Here is a 21,225-nt window from a genome sequence, read left to right as displayed (position 1 = left end):
TCGGCTGCTTCATGACCGCTCTCTGGAGGAAGAGCGGACGATCAGCTCCGGGGGCAGAATGATTTTGCGGTAATCCTCCCCGGATTTGTCCTGAATCCGTTCGATGAGCAGCTGAATGCCCAGCGCCCCAAATTGATAAGCCGGCTGAGCGGCCACGGTTAGAAAAGGATCAATGACCGAGCTTTCGCCCAAATCATCGAAACAGACGACGGAAATTTGTTCGGGAACCGGAATTCCTCTAGCCCGCAGAGCACGAATAACTCCTATCGCCAAAAAATTGTTAGCCGCAAAGATCGCCGTAGGAGGATCGTCCAGTTGGAGCAGTTCATCCAGCGACGAATCGTCCGCGAAAGGCTTGTAGCCGAATTCCGCCACCAGCCGGTCATCGTAAGGAAGATCGTTCAGCTTGAGAGCTTCTTTGTACCCGGCAAGTCGATGGCGTGCGGTTGAGACCTGAAGAGCTCCGTTAATCAGAGCAATTCGCTTATGACCAAGAGAGATGAGATGCTCGACGAGCTTGCGCGCCCCATCCTTGCTGTCCCCGAGCACCATGTCGGTTTCGAAGCCGGGAACCTCCCGATCGAGCAGCACTAGCGGAATATTGTGCTTGCGGAGAGTGTTCAGATGCTCCAGAGAGCCGTCTCCCGCCGGGGCAAACAATACGCCGTCCACCCGGGCCGTCAGCATCATGTCAACATATTCCTTCTCCTTGATCAAGTTTTCATCACTATTGCCGAACAGCAGCTTATACCCGCACCGCTTGGCCGCATCCTCCGCTCCCCGGGCAAGCGTTGTATAGAACGGATTCGTAATATCGGTAATGAGAAGGGACAAAATTTTTGTTTCCTGCAGCACGAGGCTTCTCGCCATCGAATTAGGAACGTAATTCATCTCTTCCATGATTCGTTTGACCTTCATCCGGGTTTTTTCGCTGATGCGCCCGGTGTTATTGATAACTCTGGATACCGTCATGGCGGAGACGTTCGCTTTTTTGGCTATATCGTAGATTGTGACCACTCATTCTCGTCCTTTTACTTTAAGATTAACGATATTTTATCACACTGGGGAACTGAAGTTAATCAATGGCCTGCAATAACCCCTTTGATTATAGGCTTTTTTTCTAAGAGTCGCCAATACGTCCCTCGCCATTGAATCGGTTACGGCTGCAAGTGTCGGCTCCATTCAAGGAATTTTCGTTAACCCGAAAATAAGGATTGACAGCTCGAAGTGGTATTGTTATTTTGGAGTTATCGATAACATTCCAATCGAGAGAGGATTGATGATTATGGCAGGACCCATTCAGGCCGGAGCGGAAGCGCTGGTCATGGATGCCAAGGATCATGTGGCTACGGCTATCAAGGATTTGAAGCCGGGGGATCGGATTACGTACCGTGTGGCTAATGACGTTCATTCGTTAACCATTATGGAAGCGATTCCGTTAGGGCATAAGGTGGCGATTGTTCCTATCCCTGCAGGCACGCACGTCTGCAAATACGGAGAAGTTATCGGGCGGGCGACCGGTGACATCGCCAAGGGATGTCATGTTCATGTCCATAATGTGGAAGGGATACGCGGACGCGGAGATCAAGCACAAGCTGCGGGAGGGACGGGAGTATGAGTACATTTATGGGGTACCGGAGAGCGAACGGAGAGGCAGGGATACGCAACCATCTGCTGATTATTCCGACCGTAATTTGTTCTAACCAGGTGTGCAGCAGAATAGCTCAGCTAGTTCCGGATACGGTAGCGATTCCTCATCAGCATGGATGCAGTCAAATTGGTGCGGACAAGGAACGGACATTTAATGTTTTGGCAGGCACAGGCCGTAACCCTAACGTCGGAGGGGTTATCATTGTAAGTCTCGGCTGCGAAGTGGTGGACCCGATTGCTCTGGCGGAGGCCATTAAGGTTACCGGTAAACCTGTAGAGGTGTTTGATATTCAATCGGTCGGGGGATCGGTGAAGGCTATCCAGCATGGAACCAAGCTGGCGAAGCGGATGCGGCAGGAGCTGGACCGCCAGGAGAAGGTCGAGATTCCGCTCAGCGAGCTGAAGGTAGGGGTAAAATGCGGAGGCTCTGACGCGACCTCCGGACTTGCCTCGAATCCGGCGCTCGGCGTGGCTGCGGACCGTCTGATTCAACAGGGAGGCAGCATTGTCATCGGCGAGACGACGGAAATTATCGGGGCGGAGCATGTGCTTGCCGGCAGGTGCAGGACTCCAGAGATATCGGAGCAGCTATATCATATCGTTAACCGGTTCGAGAAGGAAGTCGAGCGGATGGGAGCTGATATGCGCGGGGGAAATCCGAGCCCCGGCAATATTGCCGGCGGCCTGACGACGATCGAGGAGAAATCGCTTGGCTGCATCAGCAAGTGCGGTACGGCGCCGATCGAGGGAGTCATTGAGTATGCCGAGCAGATTCCCGGCCAGGGTCTTTACTTTATGGATTCGCCCGGCAACGATATCGAGTGTGTCTCCGGAATGGCCGCAGGCGGAGCACATATCGTCTGCTTCACTACCGGGCGGGGCACGCCAACCGGATCCGCTGTCGTGCCGGTGATCAAGATTACGGGTAACAAGCAGATGTATGAGCGGATGACCGACAACATGGACGTTGACGTCAGCGATATGCTGACAGGAACGCTGAGTCTGGAGGAAGCCGGGGAACGCATCTGGGAGGAAATTCAGGAGGTCAGTCGGGGCAAGCTGACGAAGGCAGAAATACTGGGGCACCAGGAATTCAGTATTAACCGGATCGGTCCGAGCCTATAGCCGGACAGAAGCTTTTTGCCCAATGAGGTGTTGAAGCAAAAGGCAGGCGAAGGCGGAAGCATGAAGCCGGGGCTGCTGAAAGCTGCCGGGAAAAGCTTAGTTGATTCACGGAATTATAGATAAAAGCCCGCGACGATTGAGGGCCAGTATTCATGTTTTCATTGCTATACCTGCGGAAGGGGAGAATAAAGTGAAAAGATTGGAAAAGCGAATTGCGCTCGTCACTGGAGGCAGCCGCGGTATCGGAGAGGCTATCGTGCTTAGATTGGCTGAAGAAGGGGCGGACGTGGCCATCAATTATACGTCCGACCGGTCCCGCGAGCTGGCAGAAGCCATCAAGGCCAAGGTGGAAGCTCTAGGCTCAAGAGCAATGGTAGTGCAGGCCGATGTCGGCCGTAAAGATCAGGTTCTGGAGATGTTCGAGCAGGTCGAGCAGGAGCTTGGCGAGGTGGAAATTTTGGTAAACAATGCCGGAATTGCTCCGTTTGAGCCCTTTTTGAAGATAAAGGAAGAAACCTGGGACCGCACTTATAACACTAATGTCAAATCGATTTTCCTCTGCTCGCAGAGGGCGGCGGAGAAAATGGTGAATAAACGGTACGGGAAAATCGTCAATGTCCTGTCGACGGCCAGTCTGATGGTGACGAGCCCGGTCATTCCCCATTATCAATCCTCGAAGGCAGCCGCTCACATGCTGACCAAAGGAATGGCGATCGAGCTCGGCAAATATAACATTAATGTGAATGCGGTAGGCCCAAGCACGGTCGATACCGATATGTGTACCGATTATTTGGCCGATCCTTCTATCCGCCAGAAGGAGATTGAAGCGAATCCGATGAAGAGACTGGGTACGGCTAAGCAGATCGGTGACGCTGTTGTTTTCTTGGCGTCGGAGGAAGCGATGCAGGTGAACGGCCATTTGCTGATGGTGGACGGCGGATTGACTGTCAAAGCCGCGCAGCCGGAAGATCATATGGAAAGATAAGAAAGTCGTGCGGTGGGAGAATTCGCTGCCTATGGAGCGAGGCAGAAGGATATGGATCCGTTGATGGCGGCGTCTTTGAGAGGGAGGATGAAGGATGACGGCAAGATGGCAGTACAGGACGACAACGGAGACCGATGTCCTGGCGGATTGGGGCGAGCAAGGCTGGGAGCTGGTCAGTGTGGTATTGGTAGACGGGCGGGAAAAGCTCTATTTCAAGAAGCCCGCCCCATCCATACGCGAGCAGATTACGCTGGAGCAACGAAACCAGGTCATCGGTGGCGGCAAGGAAGATGAACGGAAATGAAGAAAAGCGGAATTCTCCATCCGGAATTGAGCCGGATTTTGGCGGAAACCGGCCACACCGACCTGATCACAATTAGCGATAAAGGATTCCCGGTGCCTACGTCCGTAGAAAGGCTGGACCTGGCGCTGGTGGATGATCTGCCCACCGTCATGGATGTTCTGCAGGCCGTGAACCGGGAGTTTATTATTGATCGAATCATCGTCACGGAAGAAATGCTTGCGGCCAGCCCTGAGCGCTTCGCGGCTATGCAGCAAATCGTTCCCGGAGTCGGCTGGACCATTGTGCCTCATGTCAGATTCAAGGAGATTTGTCCGGAATCCAGGGCTGTCATTCGTACAGGGGATACGACGCCCTATGCCAATATTATGATCGTATCGGGGTGAAGGGCGGTGAGTAAGCCGGAGCCCATGCATGAGCGGTACATATTATAAACGGAGTCAGGAGGTATAACGATGAGATTGAAGGACAAAGTGTGTCTGATTACCGGATCCGGTTCGGGAATCGGGCAAAGCACCGCCCTGTTATTCGCCAGGGAAGGCGCACTCGTAATCGTTAACGATCTGGATGAGGAGAAGGGCCGGGAGACCGTCAAGCAGATTGCAGAAGACGGCGGGGAAGCTATCTTCCTGAAGGCGGATGTAACGAGCCCCGAGGAAGTTAAGGCTATGGTTGCTCAGGGGATAGCCAAATGGGGAAGGATTGACGTGTTGTTCAACAACGCCGGCATCAGTGGAGTCGGCGCTCTCCATGAGGTGGAGCCGGAGAATTGGGACAAGGTGATGAGCATTAATATCAAGGGAGTATATCTGCCCTCTAAATATGTGCTGTCGCATATGATGGAGCGCAAGGAAGGCTCGATTATTAACATGTCTTCCTGTATTGCCGAAATCGGCTTGGCCCGGCGCGCTTCTTATGCAGCGACCAAAGGTGCGGTTCTGGCTCTGACGAAATCGATGCAGGTCGATTATGCCCCGTATAACATTCGGGTCAACGCTCTCTTGCCCGGTACGATTCTGACACCGTTCGTCGAGAATTATTTGCGGACGTCTTATGACGATCCGGAAGCGGCTATCGCATCGCTTAAGACACGCCAGCTCAGCGGCGAGCTGGGAAGGCCGGAGGATGTGGCCAAGGCCGCCTTGTTCCTGGCATCGGACGAATCGAAGTTTATGATGGGCTCTCCCCTATATATTGACGGTGGAGTCGTGTTTGGCAAAAATGCATAGGGAAGAAGTTACTCTTGTAGCCGGGAGGGATTAGATTGCAAGAGGTTATAGCAGACCCCGCGTTAAACAGGAACAGGCTTTGGTATCGTCAGCCGGCCGCCCAATGGGTCCAGGCGATTCCGATCGGCAACGGCAAGCTCGGCGGGATGATATTCGGCAGAATGGCCGAGGAGAAAATTCAACTGAACGAGGATTCAGTCTGGTACGGGGGACCGATGGAGAGAGACAACCCCGACGCACCGGCGCATCTTGCGGAAATCCGCAGACTGTTGTTCGCGGGACGGCCCGAGGAAGCTGAACGGCTGGCGCGAATGGCGCTAACCTCGTCTCCCAAATATTTCGGTCCCTATCAGCCGCTGGGCGATTTGAATTTATATTTTTCCGGTCAGCAAGGGAAAGTAGAGGATTACCGGAGAGAGCTCGATATGGATGCGGGGGTGGCCCGGGTCGAATATACGATCGGCCAGGTGAACTATACTCGCGAGCTGTTTTGCAGTGCCGTAGACGACGTGATGGTTATCCGGCTGCTCTGTGACAAGCCCGGAGGATTAACGCTCAGCGCGAATCTTAGCCGGCGGCCCTTCGACCGCGGAACGGTCTCGATTGGCGATGATTCGATCGTGATGGCGGGGCAATGCGGCCCGGACGGGATCGAATATTGTGCGGCACTGCAAGCAGTCAGCGATGGCGGAAGAGTGCGGGTTGTCGGGGATTTCCTCGCGGTTGAGGAAGCGGACTCGATTACGCTCTATCTCGCAGCGGCAACGACATACCGCCATGAGCAGCCGCTGGAAGTATGCCGCGGAAGGTTGAAATCCGCCGCGAATACGGCCTATCCAGAGCTGCGCAGCCGGCATGAGCAGGATCACCGTGCTTTATTCCGGAGAGTGGAGCTGCGGCTGGCTGATCCGGAGGATGCCAGCAGGAGGTCTTCCATGCCTACGGATGAACGATTGGAGCGGGTTCAGGCCGGGGAACCGGATCATGGCTTGATCGAGCAGTTTTTTCAATTCGGCCGTTATCTGTTAATGGCCAGCTCCCGCCCCGGCTCGCTTCCGGCCAATCTTCAGGGCATCTGGAACGATAATTTTACCCCGAGCTGGGAATCGAAATATACGATTAATATTAATACGGAGATGAATTATTGGCCCGCCGAGGTTTGCAACTTGGCGGAATGCCACGCGCCGCTTTTTGACTTAATCGACCGCATGAAGGCCAGCGGGCGCCGAACGGCATCCCGAGTGTACGGGGCTAGAGGCTTCGTCGCTCATCACAACACCAATTTGTGGGGAGACACGGCCATGGACGGAGCCATTCTCTCCTCCATTATTTGGCCGATGGGCGCGGCTTGGCTGTCGCTCCATCTATGGGAGCATTACCGCTATGGGCTGGACAAAAATTTCCTTGCGCAGCGGGCCTATCCCACGCTTAAGGAGGCATGCGAGTTTTTCCTCGATTATTTGGTCGAGGATGAGCAGGGCCGTCTGGTGACCGGCCCGTCCCTGTCGCCGGAGAACAAATATTTGGCTGCCGGCGGCAGCCAAGGCGTACTATGCATGGGGCCGTCGATGGATTCGCAAATATTGTACGCCCTCTTTACAGCGTGTATAGAAGCGGCAGAAATTTTGCATGAGGACGAGTCGTTCCGCCAACAGCTTCAAGCAGCGAGAAGCCGTCTCCCGCAGCCGCAAATCGGAAAGCACGGGCAAATTATGGAGTGGCTTCACGATTACGACGAACCGGAGCCCGGGCACCGGCATATTTCACAATTGTTCGCGCTCCATCCCGGGGAGCAAATCAACGCTCGCCAGACGCCGGATTGGTCCGATGCGGCGAGACGGACGTTAGAGCGAAGGCTGGCCCATGGGGGCGGGCATACCGGGTGGAGCCGGGCATGGATCGTCAACTTCTGGGCGCGGCTGGAAGATGCTGAGCAAGCTTATCAGCATCTCTATGCGCTTCTGGCCCAATCGGTGCTGCCGAATCTGTTCGGCAATCATCCGCCGTTCCAGATCGACGCCAACTTCGGCGGAACGGCCGCAGTTGCCGAGATGCTCCTGCAATCGCACGGAGGAGAGCTGCGGCTGCTGCCTGCCTTGCCGGCTGCATGGGCAGACGGCCATATCCGCGGCTTGCGGGCGCGAGGCGGCTTCGAGGTGGATCTGGAATGGGCCGCAGGCCGCTTGACCCGAGCCATCCTCCGCTCCAATGCGGGCAGCCGCTGCACTCTGCGCAGCGATCAACCGTTGGTGGTCCATAGCGCGGGGCAAATCATCAGCACAGTCTCGCCGGAAGCCGCCTTATATGCTTTCGACACGCAGGCCGGGAGTGAATACGAGGTATTGGCTGCCGAATAACGGGTTCGTCTGATGATGAAAAGTTCCTGCGGAATAGGGTGAGTGGCCCTTGGGCGGGAAAATTACTGGCAAAAAAAGGGAAAATAGCTCAAAGACGAGCAAAAGTACATTAAAATCAGGCCCTTTTTCCAAAAAAGGGCGAAAGACGATCAAAAGTGCATTTCTTTTTGATAAAATGGAGCGATTTCGCCAAAATCGCTCCGAAGACCTGCACAATTGCTCTAGAATAAGTCACTTGGCCGCTTTTGCGGGAAAAGACCTGCACAATTGCTCTAGATCAGGGCGAGACGCCGCCTTTTACCGAAAAGACCTGCACACTTGCTCTAGAATAAGTCACTTGGCCGCTTTTGCGGGAAAAGACATGCACAATTGCTCTAGATCAGGGCGAGACGCGCCTTTTCCGAAAAGACGTGCACAATTGCTCTAGATCGGGGCGTGGCGCCGCTTTGTCGAGGGAAGACGTGCACAATTGCTCTAGAATAGGCCACTCGCCGCCTCTTCCCCAAACGGCCTGCAGATTTGCACGTAAACGGTTCTCTCCCATCATAGATTTCTCGCATGTACGAACGTAATAAGTTCCAATTACCATAAGAAATCGTCGGAAAAACTACGAATTAACTCATATCGATAGACTTTGGAACTTACCTTGCCTGGAATAGGACGAAGCTTGTTCTTGGAGCAAAGAGTACGCAAAAGCCGCACAGCAGTCCTTTGATTTACTTGAAACTTTTTCACCACATCGATCGGTCGAATGGGCCGTCGAAGTTGAAAGGCCAGAAGCAACACGTCTCTTTCTATAAAAAGGGAGCGTTCAGCTTCTTTCTCACTTAACATATAGCGATTTAATAGTATTCTTAGCAAGCTTCTCGTTAATTCGGGACGCGATTCCACGTCGTCATAAGGAATGGATACCACACGAAACCCCAGACCTTGTAGAAATGTTTCCCGGTTCAATTCATCGCAGTACCGTTTACGGTCCATGTTTTGGATATGAGGCCCGAATCCTTTTACTTCGAACGCAATTTTGATATGTCCGGGGAGCCAAGCAAAGTCAATGAAAAAGGGTCTGCCCCGCCAATCAGGAACTTCATATTCAGGATGAAGATGGTCAAAATTCCCATGGAGCGGCCACCATACATTTTGCAAAAATTTAATTTCCCCGTGACTATGTCCTCGTTCCAGCCTTCCTCTTCTCTCACCTGATCTTCTTTGCAAATGATCATTCAACCATTCTGCATGCTTCTCTTTAAACTCCAAATAAATCCCTCCTCCAAAAAAATAAAACGCCCCTAATCCATCAAGAGATGAATAGGGACGTTCTTCGTCACTTTATAACTCTATATTATCATGTATACAATGGAATCGGAAGAATAGCTTATTCAGTTTTTTGATTTAGTATTGCGATGGAATTTAATAGTAATTTTTACGGACGATTACCACAGGTTCATTGGCGAGAAAAAGGTAACGTGGAAAAAGTGGCTCACTAGGTGGGAAAAGTAAAAGCGGTGAAAAGGTGCATGGCTCGTAGGCGAGATAAGTAAAAGTAGAAGAGGGAACGGGACTCATGAACGATTAAAGCAGGGAAGGTAGCTCATAGGTGGGAAAAGTTAAAGCAGGAAAAGGGTAGTGTGGCTCATGAGCGAGTAAAAATAAAGTGAAAAGGAAGCATGGATCATGGGCGAGAAAGATTAAAGTGTGAAAAGGTGAATGGCTCGTAGGCGAGATAAGTAAAAGTTGAAATGGAAACGAGACTCATGAACGATTAAAGCAGGGAAGGAAGCTCATAGGTGGAAAAAGTTAAAGCGGGAAAAGGGTAGTGTGGCTCATGAGCGAGTAAAAATAAAGTGGAAAAGGAAACGGGACTCATGAACGTGTAAAATTAAAGTGGAAAAGATGGCCTATGGGCGAGAAAGGTTAAAGTGGTGAAAAGGTGAATGGCTCGTAGGCGAGATAAGTAAAAGTTGAAATGGAAACGAGACTCATGAACGATTAAAGCAGGGAAGGTTGCTCATAGGTTGGGAAAGCTCGAGCGGTAAGGAAGCATAGCTCAAAGACGAGCAAAAGTACATTAAAATCCGGCCCTTTTTCCAAAAAAGAGCGAAAGACGATCAAAAGTGCATTTCTTTTTGATAAAATGGAGCGATTTCGCCGAAATCGCTCCGAAGACCTGCACAATCGCTCTAGAATAAGGCACTCGCCCACTTTTTCAGGAAAAGACGTGCACAATTGCTCTAGATCAGGGCGAGACGCGCCTTTTCCGAAAAGACGTGCACAATTGCTCTAGATCAGGGCGAGACGCGCCTTTTCCGAAAAGACGTGCACAATCGCTCTAGAATAGGGCGTGAAGCCACTTTTACCGAAAAAGACCTGCACAATCGCTCTAGAATAGGGCATGGCGCCGCTTTTACCGAAAAAGACGTGCACAATCGCTCTAGAATAGGGCATCGCACTCCAGATTTCCCCAAAAAGGCCTGCGGATTTCACGTAAAACCGAGCCCCTCCACCAGGTAATATTGAAATCCATGAACCGTGCCCGACTGGGAGGACAAGTTGCAGCACTAAGACAACGAAGCCTTACGCCCAGCATTAACCCCACCTGCGCAGCCGCTCAACATCATCAATGGACTTGGACGACCAGCCTATATAGTGCCGTAACATACCGAGAAAACGATGGGGGAGCAGGATTGATATATCCTCAAAGCTCTCTTATAATGGTAATAATGATAATCATTATCAAAAATGGATCCAAGTTTTACCAATTTACATTAACTAATCCTTCGGTAAGCGATAGTACTGTTGATTATCGAAAGGGCTAATTACATTTTTCTGGAGAGGATGCCATACTATGCGAATAGAGGAAGCGATTAAAGGAAGAAGAAGCATCGGCAGAGTTAAGCCTGATCCGGTGGATAAGTCACTGATCGAAAAGCTGTTGGAGGCGGCGGTATGGGCGCCTAATCATTATAAAACGGAGCCTTGGCGTTTTTTTGTCATGACTGGGGAGGGGCGCAACCGTTTGGCCGACGCCTATAAAGAGATCGCCAGAGAGGAAGCGGCCGGTACTCCGGTAAGCGAGGAGCAGCTGCGCAAGCATTGGGACAAGGCGTTTCGCGCTCCGGTCATCATTGCGGTGGCCGCATCGCCAACTTCCATGCCCAAGGTCCACTGGATTGAGGAAATGGCCGCCGTTCATGCAGCGGTGCAAAATATGCTGTTGACCGCTCATTCGCTGGGGCTTGGAGCTATTTGGCGTTCGGGAGACCCGATGTATCATCCGAGAATGAAGCAGGCGTTTGGCTTGGAGGAGCATGAGGAGGTGGCCGGTTTAATTTATTTGGGATATCCCGAGAACGGTCAGCCCCCGGCGCCTGCGAAAACATCCTTTGCCCAGAAAACGATCTGGTACGAGTAAGGGATCGGGATGGCTAAGAGAAATAATGGTCTGGTACGAATATGAGACCGAGACAGCGAATGAAAATCACCCTGGTTCGAGTAGATGATTATCCACGCAGATCTTATGATCGGCTAAGACAGAACGGATGGGGTGGCCGAAATAAAGAAAAAAGCTGACAGCCAAACGGGCTGGCAGCTTTTTTTATGAAGTTCCCGGACAACACCGACGGTTATGGCGAAGGATTGATGTAATTGACCCCGGGAGTATACTTGTTGCTCGCGTTCCATAAGAGGAACTCTTCAATGCCGTTATCATGCAAGGCGCGGATTTGCTCCTCGATTTCTTTCTTGCCGTATTTAATATGCCCCGGAATCCAAGTGGCTGTGAAATCTTGAATCCATGGCCGGACGATCGGCTTAAGGGGGCCAAGAGGCTCCAGCTTCTTGTGCGTATCGACGCTCGAACCGCTGATCGTTGTATACGGCTCGGCATCCGGAACCTTCGCGCCGAACCAGCCGGTGGTATAGTGGCTCGGGTAAACCATTGCGCTTATGACGTCGACGTTTTGCGATATTTTCTCAAAGTCCTGACCGATTCCTTCAGCGGCGGGAACCGAGGCGGCGTAGCCGAAGATGTCCACCGAGACACGGACCCCGAGCGGATTTAACTGCTCTCTCGCATATTTGACGAATCCGGCAACGGCTTCGACCCGGCTGCGTTCGTCCTGCTCGTATTGGAGGATACTGTCTCTTTTTTCAAAGCCTTCCGGAAACCGGACATAATCGAATTGAATTTCCTTGAATCCGGCTTTGGCCGCTTCTTTGGCAACTTCTATATTATAGTCCCAGACTTCCTTGGAATACGGATTAACGAAGCTTTCCGGAGGTTTTTTGCCGTTAGCCCACAAGCTTCCGTCCGGATTAAGAAAGGAAAGCTCCGGCCGTTTATTGGCTAGAATGGTATCCTTGAATACGACAATCCGGGCGATCGGATAAACCTCATGCTCATTCAAAGTATTCATCAGCTTCTGGATGTCGGGAATGATCTTGTATGTAGTGTCGTAAGCTTCCAGCTTCGAGTTTCCGGTATCGTAAGTAATGTTTCCCCAATCATCCTTGACGTCGATGACCATGGCGTTTAGATCGGTTTGGTCTACCAGTTCAAGCAGCGTATTCAGTCGAGACCCGCCGGCGCTGTGCGCAGTCACATAAATTCCTCTGATCGTAGGGGTATCGGGCTGGGGATCTTTCTTGAAGACCGGCCGGAGTGGATCGAATTCCTCCCCGTGAGCGGGTACCTGCATGGATGCCTGCACCAGCTGATCCAGCGTCACATCGGGATTGGCCGAAGAGACGTTGCCCCACAGCATCAGCATGGCGGCCAAAATCATTTCCATAATAACTCTCTCCCAATTCATCGTTGTTTTTACTCTTGCTGTCCGTAAGACGAATCTTCTTGTTTCTCGAAAAAAACCTTCTTCAACCTTTCGTCACAGAATAGAGCAATAAATCCATTATAAGGGAAGGAGGGACTCCATTAAAGAGCCTAAAGTACTTCGGAGGACAAATTAATGAAGACAGGTTGGAAAAGTGATCAGAATCAATCCCCGCCGCTGTATTGCAGATGGACTTCCGTTAGAAACCGGATAGCTATCATCAACGGGATAGTAAAATAGTCATACCGACCACAGTTTAAATATATGAAATAATTAAAAAGAAAGACGCCCTTCAATGAAGAGGGGCGTCTTTCTGATGTTCGGAGATGCTGTATTGAATGATCTCCAAAGCATCGTTATATTCCAAAGCGTCCATACCGTTCGCCAGAACGATCTGGGAATCAAGTTCCGCTTGCTTTAAGGACGGATATAGCTCCGGCGTCCATTTCATAACAATCCTGGATAGCTTAACTGTTTCCATACATCATCACCCTTCCAATCGTATTAGGTCGATCAGGAAAAGATAGTGGAATGAAGCGGAAAGACGGATAACACCAGAAGGCTATGAAATTACACAGTTATATTATAACATAACGAAACTTCACTTGCATTGCCAAATCACCCCAGGCTATAACGCCCCCATCTATCTGTGAAAATCAAAGCCGGCGAAAATCACCCCAGATGCCTGTCGTTTCCACAATATTCACCCATGCCTTGGGATCGGTCTGGAAGATGATTTTCTTTAACTCGGCGAGCTCGTATCGGGTGGTGACCGTCATCAGCATCGTTTGGGAAGTTTGTGTGAAGGCTCCTTCCGTTCGGATCACGGTGACGCCCCGGGGGAGCTTGACCAGTTCATCGATCAGGCTTTGCTCATTGCGGGTAATGATGAAGACCGTTACCTTGACGTGCCGGATATGGATAGTATCAATCAGCTTGGAGGTCAAATAGATGGATAGCATCGAGTACAGGGCAAGGTCCCAATTGTTTTTGAAATAACCGAGAGCAAGTATAACCAATCCGTTAACGGTAAACAGGAAGGTACCCAGAGGGAAATCCCGCTTGCGGGTAACGATGGAGCCGATAATATCGAAGCCGCCGGTTGATCCTCCCGCTCTAAGAGAAAGTCCGGTCGCAATCCCGAAGAGTACTCCGCCGAATACGGCGCCGAGGATGGGCTCGCTTGTTACCGCCATCACCGGAATGATTTGCATTAGCCAGGTGGTGGCAATGACTGAGATGACGCTTAGCAGAATAAACCGGCGGCCAATCGTAATAAGCCCCCATATAATCAATGGAAGGTTTCCGATAAAATAAATGAGGCCGATATTCCAATCGGTAAAATAGCCGATCAGCATGGCGACTCCCGACAGTCCGCCGCTAAGCAGCTGGTGTGGGATCAGCAGCAGGTTGAAGCTGGCAGCCAGAATACCCGCCCCCAGCAATATGTAGAATATCTCCCCGGCATATCTTCTCAACGGGCTTCCTCCTTACAGAGATTGTTAATTTTTCGGATTACAACAGTAGTGTATCCTTTTTCCTATGGTAAAAAAAGCTGTCAGAAATTTATTCGCGGCAAAAAGCATCCCCTCCTGAGAGAAGATGCTTATAGGATGCCGGCTCTGACGTACATAGACGCACTTGTTACATGGAATATTTTCTGTCACTTGTTTACTGAATACAGTCAACTGAGCACGTTACCGAAGCTCCTTCTAAACCGACCAAGGTCTCTGGTTTGTCCCTGAAAGCCAGACTGTGTCAATTTTTGCAGAACGGGGGAATTTTCCCCTACCTTCGTCTGGAAAAAGAGCCTTTACGTTTACTGGTCTTCGGTTTGCTCGGTTTCTTGTAAGTCGGAGTGGAACCGTCATTCTTCCTGGATGAAGATTTCGACGAGAAGGTTCCGGTGCTTTTTGGCTTGGAAGTTGGAGCAGGTTCTATGGAATTGGCCTTGTTCTTGTCGTCTTTGGCGTTTTTACTGCTGAAGCTTCCCGTGCGGTCGGAAGTCGTCGGGCTATCCTTCGCTTTGGGCGGGCTGGTTCCGGAGGAAGTCGATTTATCCCCTGTTGATTTGGAAGGAACCGTTGTCGAGTCCCCCTGAACCTTCCCGGATCCGCCCCACGAACTATCCCAGCCTCCGAATAAAGAATTCAATATCGCGCCGGTCAGAAAACCTTCCAGGAAGGAAGAATCGTAGTGCTTTTTGACATATTCCGCCGTACTGATCTCGATCAGAGTGTTTTCTTCATTCTCCGGGTCTTGCTGCAGATGAATCAGCTTGTTGCTGTAAACCAGGAACATGTGCTCCGGATTTTCTTCGCTGATTTCCTTAGGCTTCTCCTGTTTGGCCAGCAGGGCCGCAACCGCAGGAACGTCCTGGCCTTCGGCAAAGTAAATTCGGGACGTATCCTTTCCTTTTCCTATAACCTCGGTTAATGGATAGTGTTCCTTGACGTAGCTTCCGGCATTGGAACATCCAACCACAAGAGCAAGCACAAGAAAAGCCGCGACGATGGATACCCAACGCTTCATGCCGAACACCTCCTCATTATTGGGCTGATCTCATAAATTTTACGTCTGCGGAAGGGATTCTCTCACCTTGTAGAGCAACGAATTTCCCATCCTGCCATTGCAGGAAAAAGTAGCGGTCCCGGGTTGAAAAATATCGCCAAATCATCATTTCGTCCCCGTTGCGGAAATCCGTATTTCCCGCTGTGCGCGTAATGTCTTTGCGGTAATGCTCCAACTCGTATTGAATTTCCCCGTCCACATCGAGCAGGGTAGGGACGTCGTTCGGATCATCCAGAGCCCCTTCGAGAAATTGAGTGAGGAAGCATTCGTAAGTCCGGCCTTTTTCGATAAGCAGGCAGCATATTTGGCGTCCGTTCTGTAAATAATAGGCATAGCGGTGGGGAGGATGCCCCGGGTCGTAATATTCGACCTTGCCGCTGATTACGTACTGCTCGAGCTCTACAGTGACAATGTCCCCTACAGAAGCTTCTTCATAGGGATTATGCAGCTCGGTATGGGAAGAAGGTTCTTCTTTGTGACTTTTCAGAATCGAGCCGATCCTTTTGAATATGGACATGAAATTCAACGCTCCTCCGTCTTGATCTACATACAGCTATATACGTGATAGCGGTATTTGTGGTTTCGCACGGAAAAAAAGGGAAATTAAGAACAACGGAACTGGTCAATGATAGACGGGTTATGATATACTTTCTATTATTGTTCTTAAGTACGGCTGTTCGGCGGTGTTTTCCCGGTACCCGTGGAAAATGCTTTTTTGTTTGTCGATAAGTTTTCACCTTTGTAATAAAGGACGATATATAAAATAGAAAATGTCGCACCGTCGCACTTAAGGGAAGAAGACAGGGTGACTTTTGCCCAATAGAAAAAGGAGACTGAAACATTTGAAAAACTTCCAAGAATTTGGCCTGGAGCCAAAAGTTTTAAAAGCAATTACTGAAATGGGATTTGAAGAAGCGACCCCGATTCAGGCAAAAACGATTCCGCTTGCCATGCAAGGATTGGACCTGATCGGACAGGCACAAACCGGAACCGGTAAAACCGCTGCGTTCAGCGTACCGTTAATTCATAAAATTCAGCCGTCGGAAGATAAAATTGTAGCGCTTGTTATGTGTCCTACCCGGGAGCTGGCTATCCAGGTAGCCGAGGAGATCGAGAAGCTCGGACGGTTCAAAGGCATCCGTTCCCTGCCGATCTATGGTGGACAGGATATCGTCAAGCAGATTCGTGCCCTGAAGAAGCGGCCGCAGATCATAATCGGGACTCCCGGACGTCTGCTGGATCATATTAACCGGAAGACGATTAAGCTGGAGGATGTACGCACGGTTGTACTCGACGAAGCGGATGAGATGCTCGATATGGGCTTTATGGATGACATCCAATCCATTCTGAGCCTTGTCCCCGACGAGCGGCATACGATGCTGTTCTCGGCCACCATGCCTCCCAACATTCAGAAGTTGGCCCAGCAGTTCTTGAACAATCCGCAGCATGTTTCCGTCATTCCGAAACAAGTCAGCGCTCCCCTAATTCAGCAGTCCTATATTGAAGTACATGAAAAACAGAAATTCGAGGCTCTATGCCGTCTGATCGATATGGAGGCTCCGGATCTGGCCATTATATTCGGAAGAACGAAGCGGCGTGTCGATGAGCTGTCGGAAGCTCTGCAGAAGCGCGGATATTCGGCGGAAGGGCTGCACGGGGACCTGTCGCAGAATCAGCGGGACACGGTTATGCGCAAGTTCAGAGACGGAAGCATTGACGTGCTGGTGGCTACCGATGTGGCGGCCCGTGGTCTCGATGTGTCAGGGGTATCGCACGTAGTCAACTTCGACCTGCCGCAGGATCCGGAAAGCTACGTCCACAGAATCGGTCGTACCGGCCGCGCAGGCAAGGAAGGAACGGCTTGGACGTTCGTGACCCCTAGGGAGATTGACCATCTGCATTTCATCGAGCGGGTAACCCGCCACCGGATCGCACGGAAGCCGCTGCCGTCGCTGGCGGAGGCTATTGAGGGCAAACAACGGCTGACCGCGGAACGTCTGATCGAGATCATCAATAACGATGGGGCCCAGCAATACAAGGGCGTTGCCATTCAATTGCTCGAGCAGTATGATTCGGTCAACCTGCTGGCTGCCGCAATGAAGCTGATTACAGGAGAAGCTAGAGAGGTTAGCATCGAGTTAACTCCCGAGGAGCCAATCCGCGCGAAGAAGCGCCGGCCGGATGTTCGAAGCTCGGGTAGAAGACCAAGCGGCAACTTCAAATCCAACTTCCGCCGGGGAGACCGTCAGGGCGGTGGTGGAGGATACGGAGGAGGTTCGCGTTATTCCCGCAGGGACGGAGATAATCGGCGGGACGGCGGTTCCCGTTCCGGCAACAGCTACGGACGCGACCGCGACTCCTATACGCGCAACCATTAATCGTCTGGCAGTTACGGCATGAATTAACATCTTAGATAAAAATCTCTTGCGCCGCAGATCTCGTAATCGGTCGGTTGCAAGAGATTTTTTGTTGGGGTGCATAATCTACAAGATTCGTTTATAAAGCCCAGGGCGGACCGTTTAGTCCGTTATCGGCGAATTATCCTTCCAGACTAATTTCAAGGGGATACTCTCATAATTGATCAGCATGATTTTCTTGGAAACGTGCCTGTCCAAAGGACGGCGATAGCCGTTTACCCTTGGGCGATTGATCAGCGGTCCCGTGACGTGAAATTGCAGTGTTTGAACATGCCGGCGAGAGCTTCCCCCTACCGATTTATATGGAAATAGGCTATAATAGACGAATGCGAATAGTCAGACTCAATCGAAGGAGGAAACTGGTTTGGAATTCCGCGGACTAATGGGGGGCTTTTACCGCATCTCCGAATGGATAATGAGGTTATCCGTCACCAATCTTCTATGGGTGCTATGCTCATTGCCTTTCTTCTATCTCATGCTAGTAGTATTTCTCAATCCGGAGAACACAGTCGATTTGTTCAAACAAGGGCTGTTTCTTATCGGAATCGTCTCTCCTTTTACTGTTGTCCCCGCTACGGCCGCCGCATTTACAGTTGCCCGCAAGTGGGTAACCGGTGACGTCGATGTGCCATTATTGAAAACGTTTTTTCGGGGCTACAAGGAAAATTATTTACAGAGCATGCTGGGTGGAATTGCCTATCTGATTCTAACTGGAGTCCTGTATGTTAACTATCAGTTCTATGGGTCCCAGGAAGGAACGCTGAGCCTTTTATCTTATCTGTTTATTACATTATTCTTTATACTTGTTGCTTCCTTCTTTAATTATCTGTCCATCATGGTTCATTTTCATATGAAATTTTGGCAAATTCTTAAGAACAGCTTCCTGATTACGATTGGCCGGCCTATCGCTTCGTTAATCATCATCGTGTCCAACGTGGCTATCGTAATGATCAGCTTCAGATATACGTTTCTGATTCCTTTCTTTATGGGAAGTCTGATTGCCATTGTCACCTTCTGGCATTTTCATCGTGGTTTCCTGAAGCTTCAGGAGCAGCGTGAGAAGCTGGAGCAGCTCCAAGCCGAGCGGGAGCAGGAAGAGCAGGAGGAGAAAGAGCGCGAGAATCAGGACAAGGAACACGAACAGTCTGAGACTGCGAATGCAGATAGAATGGAAGATCACAGTCGTGATCAAGCAGGACAGAGCTCTTCGTCCGACGAGGAGCCGCCGCATAAAGACGATTCTGCGAATGAAATCCGGTCCGATAAGAAAGACTAATGGACAATCCATCCGATAAGCGGGTCCTATATGGGCCCCTGCCCAATCGGAGCTTGCGAGGTTTACTTTTTGCCCTTCAATCTTTATAATGAATAATACAGTTTCAAACCTCCTGCGATGTGCGTTACGATTTACGTTGTTTTGAACCAATGTATGTTTCTAGGGAGTCCAACATTGCCGTACGGCTGTCATGCCCTCTAAAGGGGACTTCAAAAGTACTGCTGCGGACACCCACCTGCTGAGAGCGGGTTTCGAAACAAGAAAATCGGACGGCATTTGCGGGTCTTAATTTAGAATCCGACAGGAATTAAAGATTGCCTGTATGATACATAGTAGTCTGTCTAATAAGCCCCTCGTGGGGTTTATATTCTTATTTAGGAGGTTTTTTGTTTGAAAATTTTTATCGACACAGCCAACGTGGAAGAAGTGAGACAAGCCTATGAGCTGGGTGTTCTTTCCGGAATTACGACGAATCCTTCCCTGATTGCCAAAGAAGGAAGAGATATTTTTGAAACGATTAAAGAAATGGTATCGATAGTCGGCGACCTTCCGATCAGTGCAGAGGTTATCAGCCTGAATGCGGATGAGATGGTGGAGCAGGGCAAGAAGCTCGTTGAGATCGGGCCGGGAATAGTGGTCAAGGTTCCAATGTGTGAGGAAGGCTTGAAGGCTACCCGCCGTTTCAGCGAATTGGGAATCAAGACGAATGTGACGCTGATATTCTCGTCCACCCAAGCGCTTCTGGCTGCTAGAGCAGGTGCTACTTACGTATCCCCGTTCATCGGCCGGCTGGATGACATCAACATGATCGGGATGAATCTGATCGAGGAAGTCAGCAGCATCTTCAAGACACACCAAATCGAAACGGAAATCATTTCTGCGAGCGTCCGCCATTCCGCTCACGTGATCGAAGCGGCCCTGGTTGGTGCTCATATTGCAACTATGCCGTATAAAGTCATCCAATCCATGATCAAGCATCCGTTGACAGATGCGGGGATCGCGAAGTTTTCCGAGGATTGGGAGAAGGCAAACCTCGGTACTTTCTAAAGCGAAAACGGCTAGGGGCTGTGGCCGAAATCGGTTAGCGAATTTCAGCCCGCTCGGCGCCCGGTTTCATCGAGAAAAAAGGACCTCATCATCCACCTTTGCTGTGGAATGTGAGGTCCTTTTTCGTATGTACACTGGGAGGTTCTCGTTTTCATGCGAAAAAGCCGTGCGATGCTTCAAATTGTAAAGCAATTGTGCAGGTTTTTTTGGAAAAAGCATCCCGATGCTTCATTCTAAAGCAAAAATGCAGGTCTTTTCCCGAAAAAACCGCGTCATGCCTGATTCTAGAGCAATTGTGCAGGTCTTTGGAGCGATTTTTGCGAAACGGCTCCTTTTTGGCAAAAAGACCTGCACATTTGAGCGTCTTTCGCTCTCTTGTTGGAAAAAGACGGGATTTTAATGCACTTTTGCTCGTCTTTTGCGACGTCCTTGCTCGTGTTTGAGCCGCTGAAAGGTGTGAAGGTCATGGACGTTCGGTCAAAATCGGATTATAGTTTCAACAACCGGTTATTTAATTTTTTTGCGATATTGATCGGGGGTCATGCCCACCTGCTGTTTGAAGAGACGGCTGAAATGAGCTGGATGCTTGAACCCGACGAGGTATCCGACCTCTGTGACCGATTGGTTGCGATCCAGCATGAACAGCATTTTCGCTTGGTTGATTCTCCTCTGATACAGATAGGTAAAGATCGTCTGTCCGGTCACCTCACGGAACAACTTGGCCAAATAATACTTATTCAGATGCAGTGCATCTTCCAGTTGATCCAGATGAATATTTTCTGTGTAACGGCTTTCAATGAAGGCAAGAATGCTCTGCACGATCTTTTCTTTCTCCTGCGGCGCCTCCATACGCTTGTTCATTTCCTCCTGACACATTTCATAAATGAACAGAAGAAGCTCGATAAAGGTCAGTCTCAGCCGGTGATAGGAGAATAAATCGGTTCGGCCGTAATGGCAGTGAAGGCGCTGCAGAAGCTCTTCCATTGCGGACTTGAGGTGACCGTTCAGACGAAGATGATGGTTTCTCAAAATTTGAAACGGCTTCAGCAGCTCCAGATTACGCGGTTTCTCCTCCAGTATATTTATGAAGAAAGGATCAAAAGATAGATTGCTCCTTACGTATTCTTCACTCGGGTCTATTTTGGGACAATGCGGCGTCATTCCGTTCATCAGTATAAAATCGCCCGGAACCAGGTCGATGACCTGATCTCCCAACATATAGCTGCAGCGGCCGCTGTGAAAATAATAAATTTCATATTGGCTGTGGGAATGGAAAGAAGGCCGAATGATCGGCCTGTTGTTTCGATAGACAAATCCGTTAAGGAGCGGGTATGGATAAGAAGCGCTGGACATATGGATCCTCCCGATGAATGGCAGATTCCTTAAGACGGCAGCGATGAACAAATCTTGCCTGAATTTCCGCCGCGAAATCTATCCC

19 protein-coding genes and 1 other RNA gene are annotated in these 21,225 nt (G+C 50.4%); 12 read left to right on the top strand and 8 right to left on the bottom strand.

Features of this window, described 5'->3' with window-relative positions:
• Positions 1 to 9: 9 nt before the first annotated feature.
• On the bottom strand, positions 10 to 1,017 hold the full coding sequence (locus tag ACFQ03_RS12780) for a substrate-binding domain-containing protein (RefSeq protein ID WP_144931908.1): 1,008 nt from the start codon (positions 1,015 to 1,017) through the stop codon (positions 10 to 12).
• Positions 1,018 to 1,285: 268 nt separating this feature from the next.
• Here ACFQ03_RS12780 and ACFQ03_RS12775 point away from each other — a divergent pair, with 268 nt between their 5' ends.
• From ACFQ03_RS12775 to ACFQ03_RS12745, 7 genes are all read left to right on the top strand, one after another.
• Positions 1,286 to 1,618, top strand: coding sequence for a UxaA family hydrolase (locus ACFQ03_RS12775; protein ID WP_379288507.1), 333 nt, complete (start codon positions 1,286 to 1,288; stop codon positions 1,616 to 1,618).
• Positions 1,615 to 2,775 carry a UxaA family hydrolase gene (locus ACFQ03_RS12770; RefSeq protein ID WP_379288506.1) on the top strand — a complete coding sequence of 387 codons (1,161 nt, stop codon included), beginning with the start codon at positions 1,615 to 1,617 and terminating at the stop codon, positions 2,773 to 2,775. The genes ACFQ03_RS12775 and ACFQ03_RS12770 overlap by 4 nt, the downstream gene beginning before the upstream one ends.
• Before the next feature lie 190 nt (positions 2,776 to 2,965).
• Positions 2,966 to 3,760, top strand: coding sequence for an SDR family NAD(P)-dependent oxidoreductase (locus tag ACFQ03_RS12765; protein WP_150959599.1), 795 nt, complete (start codon positions 2,966 to 2,968; stop codon positions 3,758 to 3,760).
• A 94-nt stretch (positions 3,761 to 3,854) separates the two neighbouring features.
• A complete protein-coding gene (locus ACFQ03_RS12760) occupies positions 3,855 to 4,064 on the top strand; it encodes a hypothetical protein (RefSeq protein ID WP_144931900.1) in 210 nt (69 codons plus the stop codon).
• Positions 4,061 to 4,447: a D-ribose pyranase gene (rbsD, locus tag ACFQ03_RS12755; RefSeq protein ID WP_144931897.1), complete on the top strand. Its 387-nt coding sequence runs from the start codon at positions 4,061 to 4,063 to the stop codon at positions 4,445 to 4,447. The genes ACFQ03_RS12760 and rbsD overlap by 4 nt, the downstream gene beginning before the upstream one ends.
• A gap of 69 nt (positions 4,448 to 4,516) precedes the next feature.
• Positions 4,517 to 5,290 (top strand): SDR family NAD(P)-dependent oxidoreductase, encoded by a 774-nt coding sequence (locus tag ACFQ03_RS12750; RefSeq protein ID WP_379288503.1) that lies wholly within the window; start codon positions 4,517 to 4,519, stop codon positions 5,288 to 5,290.
• Positions 5,291 to 5,325: 35 nt separating this feature from the next.
• Positions 5,326 to 7,647 carry a glycoside hydrolase family 95 protein gene (locus tag ACFQ03_RS12745; protein WP_379288501.1) on the top strand — a complete coding sequence of 774 codons (2,322 nt, stop codon included), beginning with the start codon at positions 5,326 to 5,328 and terminating at the stop codon, positions 7,645 to 7,647.
• A 582-nt stretch (positions 7,648 to 8,229) separates the two neighbouring features.
• Here the strand turns inward: ACFQ03_RS12745 and ACFQ03_RS12740 are convergent.
• Positions 8,230 to 8,904, bottom strand: coding sequence for a hypothetical protein (locus ACFQ03_RS12740; protein ID WP_379288499.1), 675 nt, complete (start codon positions 8,902 to 8,904; stop codon positions 8,230 to 8,232).
• 1,588 nt (positions 8,905 to 10,492) lie between these two features.
• Here ACFQ03_RS12740 and ACFQ03_RS12735 point away from each other — a divergent pair.
• Entirely contained in the window at positions 10,493 to 11,059 is a 567-nt protein-coding gene (locus ACFQ03_RS12735; RefSeq protein WP_379288497.1) for a nitroreductase family protein, read from the top strand.
• 211 nt (positions 11,060 to 11,270) lie between these two features.
• Here the strand turns inward: ACFQ03_RS12735 and ACFQ03_RS12730 are convergent, their stop codons facing one another.
• The 5 genes from ACFQ03_RS12730 to ACFQ03_RS12710 form a co-directional block, all read right to left on the bottom strand.
• On the bottom strand, positions 11,271 to 12,437 hold the full coding sequence (locus tag ACFQ03_RS12730; RefSeq protein WP_379288495.1) for a putative glycoside hydrolase: 1,167 nt from the start codon (positions 12,435 to 12,437) through the stop codon (positions 11,271 to 11,273).
• A 331-nt stretch (positions 12,438 to 12,768) separates the two neighbouring features.
• On the bottom strand, positions 12,769 to 12,957 hold the full coding sequence (locus ACFQ03_RS12725; protein ID WP_144941730.1) for a hypothetical protein: 189 nt from the start codon (positions 12,955 to 12,957) through the stop codon (positions 12,769 to 12,771).
• A gap of 175 nt (positions 12,958 to 13,132) precedes the next feature.
• A complete protein-coding gene (locus ACFQ03_RS12720) occupies positions 13,133 to 13,954 on the bottom strand; it encodes a YitT family protein (RefSeq protein ID WP_144941728.1) in 822 nt (273 codons plus the stop codon).
• Positions 13,955 to 14,264: 310 nt separating this feature from the next.
• Positions 14,265 to 15,008 carry a DUF4247 domain-containing protein gene (locus tag ACFQ03_RS12715; RefSeq protein ID WP_379288493.1) on the bottom strand — a complete coding sequence of 248 codons (744 nt, stop codon included), beginning with the start codon at positions 15,006 to 15,008 and terminating at the stop codon, positions 14,265 to 14,267.
• 16 nt (positions 15,009 to 15,024) lie between these two features.
• Complete coding sequence (locus ACFQ03_RS12710) at positions 15,025 to 15,564, bottom strand: DUF4178 domain-containing protein (protein WP_379288491.1); 540 nt, start codon at positions 15,562 to 15,564, stop codon at positions 15,025 to 15,027.
• A gap of 325 nt (positions 15,565 to 15,889) precedes the next feature.
• On the opposite strand from ACFQ03_RS12710, the gene ACFQ03_RS12705 reads away from it, so the two are divergent.
• The 4 genes from ACFQ03_RS12705 to fsa all read left to right on the top strand — a co-directional run bounded on the left by ACFQ03_RS12705 (position 15,890) and on the right by fsa (position 19,787).
• Entirely contained in the window at positions 15,890 to 17,425 is a 1,536-nt protein-coding gene (locus ACFQ03_RS12705) for a DEAD/DEAH box helicase (RefSeq protein ID WP_144941722.1), read from the top strand.
• 403 nt (positions 17,426 to 17,828) lie between these two features.
• Positions 17,829 to 18,740, top strand: coding sequence for a YesL family protein (locus ACFQ03_RS12700; protein ID WP_144941720.1), 912 nt, complete (start codon positions 17,829 to 17,831; stop codon positions 18,738 to 18,740).
• 106 nt (positions 18,741 to 18,846) lie between these two features.
• A non-coding RNA gene (ssrS, locus tag ACFQ03_RS12695) (6S RNA) lies at positions 18,847 to 19,029 on the top strand.
• Between the two features lie 101 nt (positions 19,030 to 19,130).
• Positions 19,131 to 19,787, top strand: coding sequence for a fructose-6-phosphate aldolase (gene fsa, locus ACFQ03_RS12690; protein WP_144941718.1), 657 nt, complete (start codon positions 19,131 to 19,133; stop codon positions 19,785 to 19,787).
• 507 nt (positions 19,788 to 20,294) lie between these two features.
• On the opposite strand, the gene ACFQ03_RS12685 is transcribed toward fsa, so the two are convergent.
• On the bottom strand, positions 20,295 to 21,140 hold the full coding sequence (locus ACFQ03_RS12685) for an AraC family transcriptional regulator (protein ID WP_379288488.1): 846 nt from the start codon (positions 21,138 to 21,140) through the stop codon (positions 20,295 to 20,297).
• Between the last annotated feature and the right edge of the window lie 85 nt (positions 21,141 to 21,225).

This window comes from Paenibacillus residui (genome assembly GCF_042677205.1).
In the GTDB taxonomy this organism is placed as follows: domain Bacteria; phylum Bacillota; class Bacilli; order Paenibacillales; family NBRC-103111; genus Paenibacillus_L; species Paenibacillus_L residui.
Note: the sequence above shows the minus strand (reverse complement) of the source record. Positions and strands in the feature narration are given on the sequence as shown.

Coding starts and splice junctions, on each gene's coding strand:
- ACFQ03_RS12775 (WP_379288507.1), top strand. CDS start 1,286: ATGGCAGGACCCATTCAGGCCGGAGCGGAAGCGCTGGTCATGGATGCC.
- ACFQ03_RS12770 (WP_379288506.1), top strand. CDS start 1,615: ATGAGTACATTTATGGGGTACCGGAGAGCGAACGGAGAGGCAGGGATA.
- ACFQ03_RS12760 (WP_144931900.1), top strand. CDS start 3,855: ATGACGGCAAGATGGCAGTACAGGACGACAACGGAGACCGATGTCCTG.
- rbsD (WP_144931897.1), top strand. CDS start 4,061: ATGAAGAAAAGCGGAATTCTCCATCCGGAATTGAGCCGGATTTTGGCG.
- ACFQ03_RS12750 (WP_379288503.1), top strand. CDS start 4,517: ATGAGATTGAAGGACAAAGTGTGTCTGATTACCGGATCCGGTTCGGGA.
- ACFQ03_RS12735 (WP_379288497.1), top strand. CDS start 10,493: ATGCGAATAGAGGAAGCGATTAAAGGAAGAAGAAGCATCGGCAGAGTT.
- ACFQ03_RS12730 (WP_379288495.1), bottom strand. CDS start 12,437: ATGGAAATGATTTTGGCCGCCATGCTGATGCTGTGGGGCAACGTCTCT.
- ACFQ03_RS12725 (WP_144941730.1), bottom strand. CDS start 12,957: ATGGAAACAGTTAAGCTATCCAGGATTGTTATGAAATGGACGCCGGAG.
- ACFQ03_RS12715 (WP_379288493.1), bottom strand. CDS start 15,008: ATGAAGCGTTGGGTATCCATCGTCGCGGCTTTTCTTGTGCTTGCTCTT.
- ACFQ03_RS12710 (WP_379288491.1), bottom strand. CDS start 15,564: ATGTCCATATTCAAAAGGATCGGCTCGATTCTGAAAAGTCACAAAGAA.
- ACFQ03_RS12685 (WP_379288488.1), bottom strand. CDS start 21,140: ATGTCCAGCGCTTCTTATCCATACCCGCTCCTTAACGGATTTGTCTAT.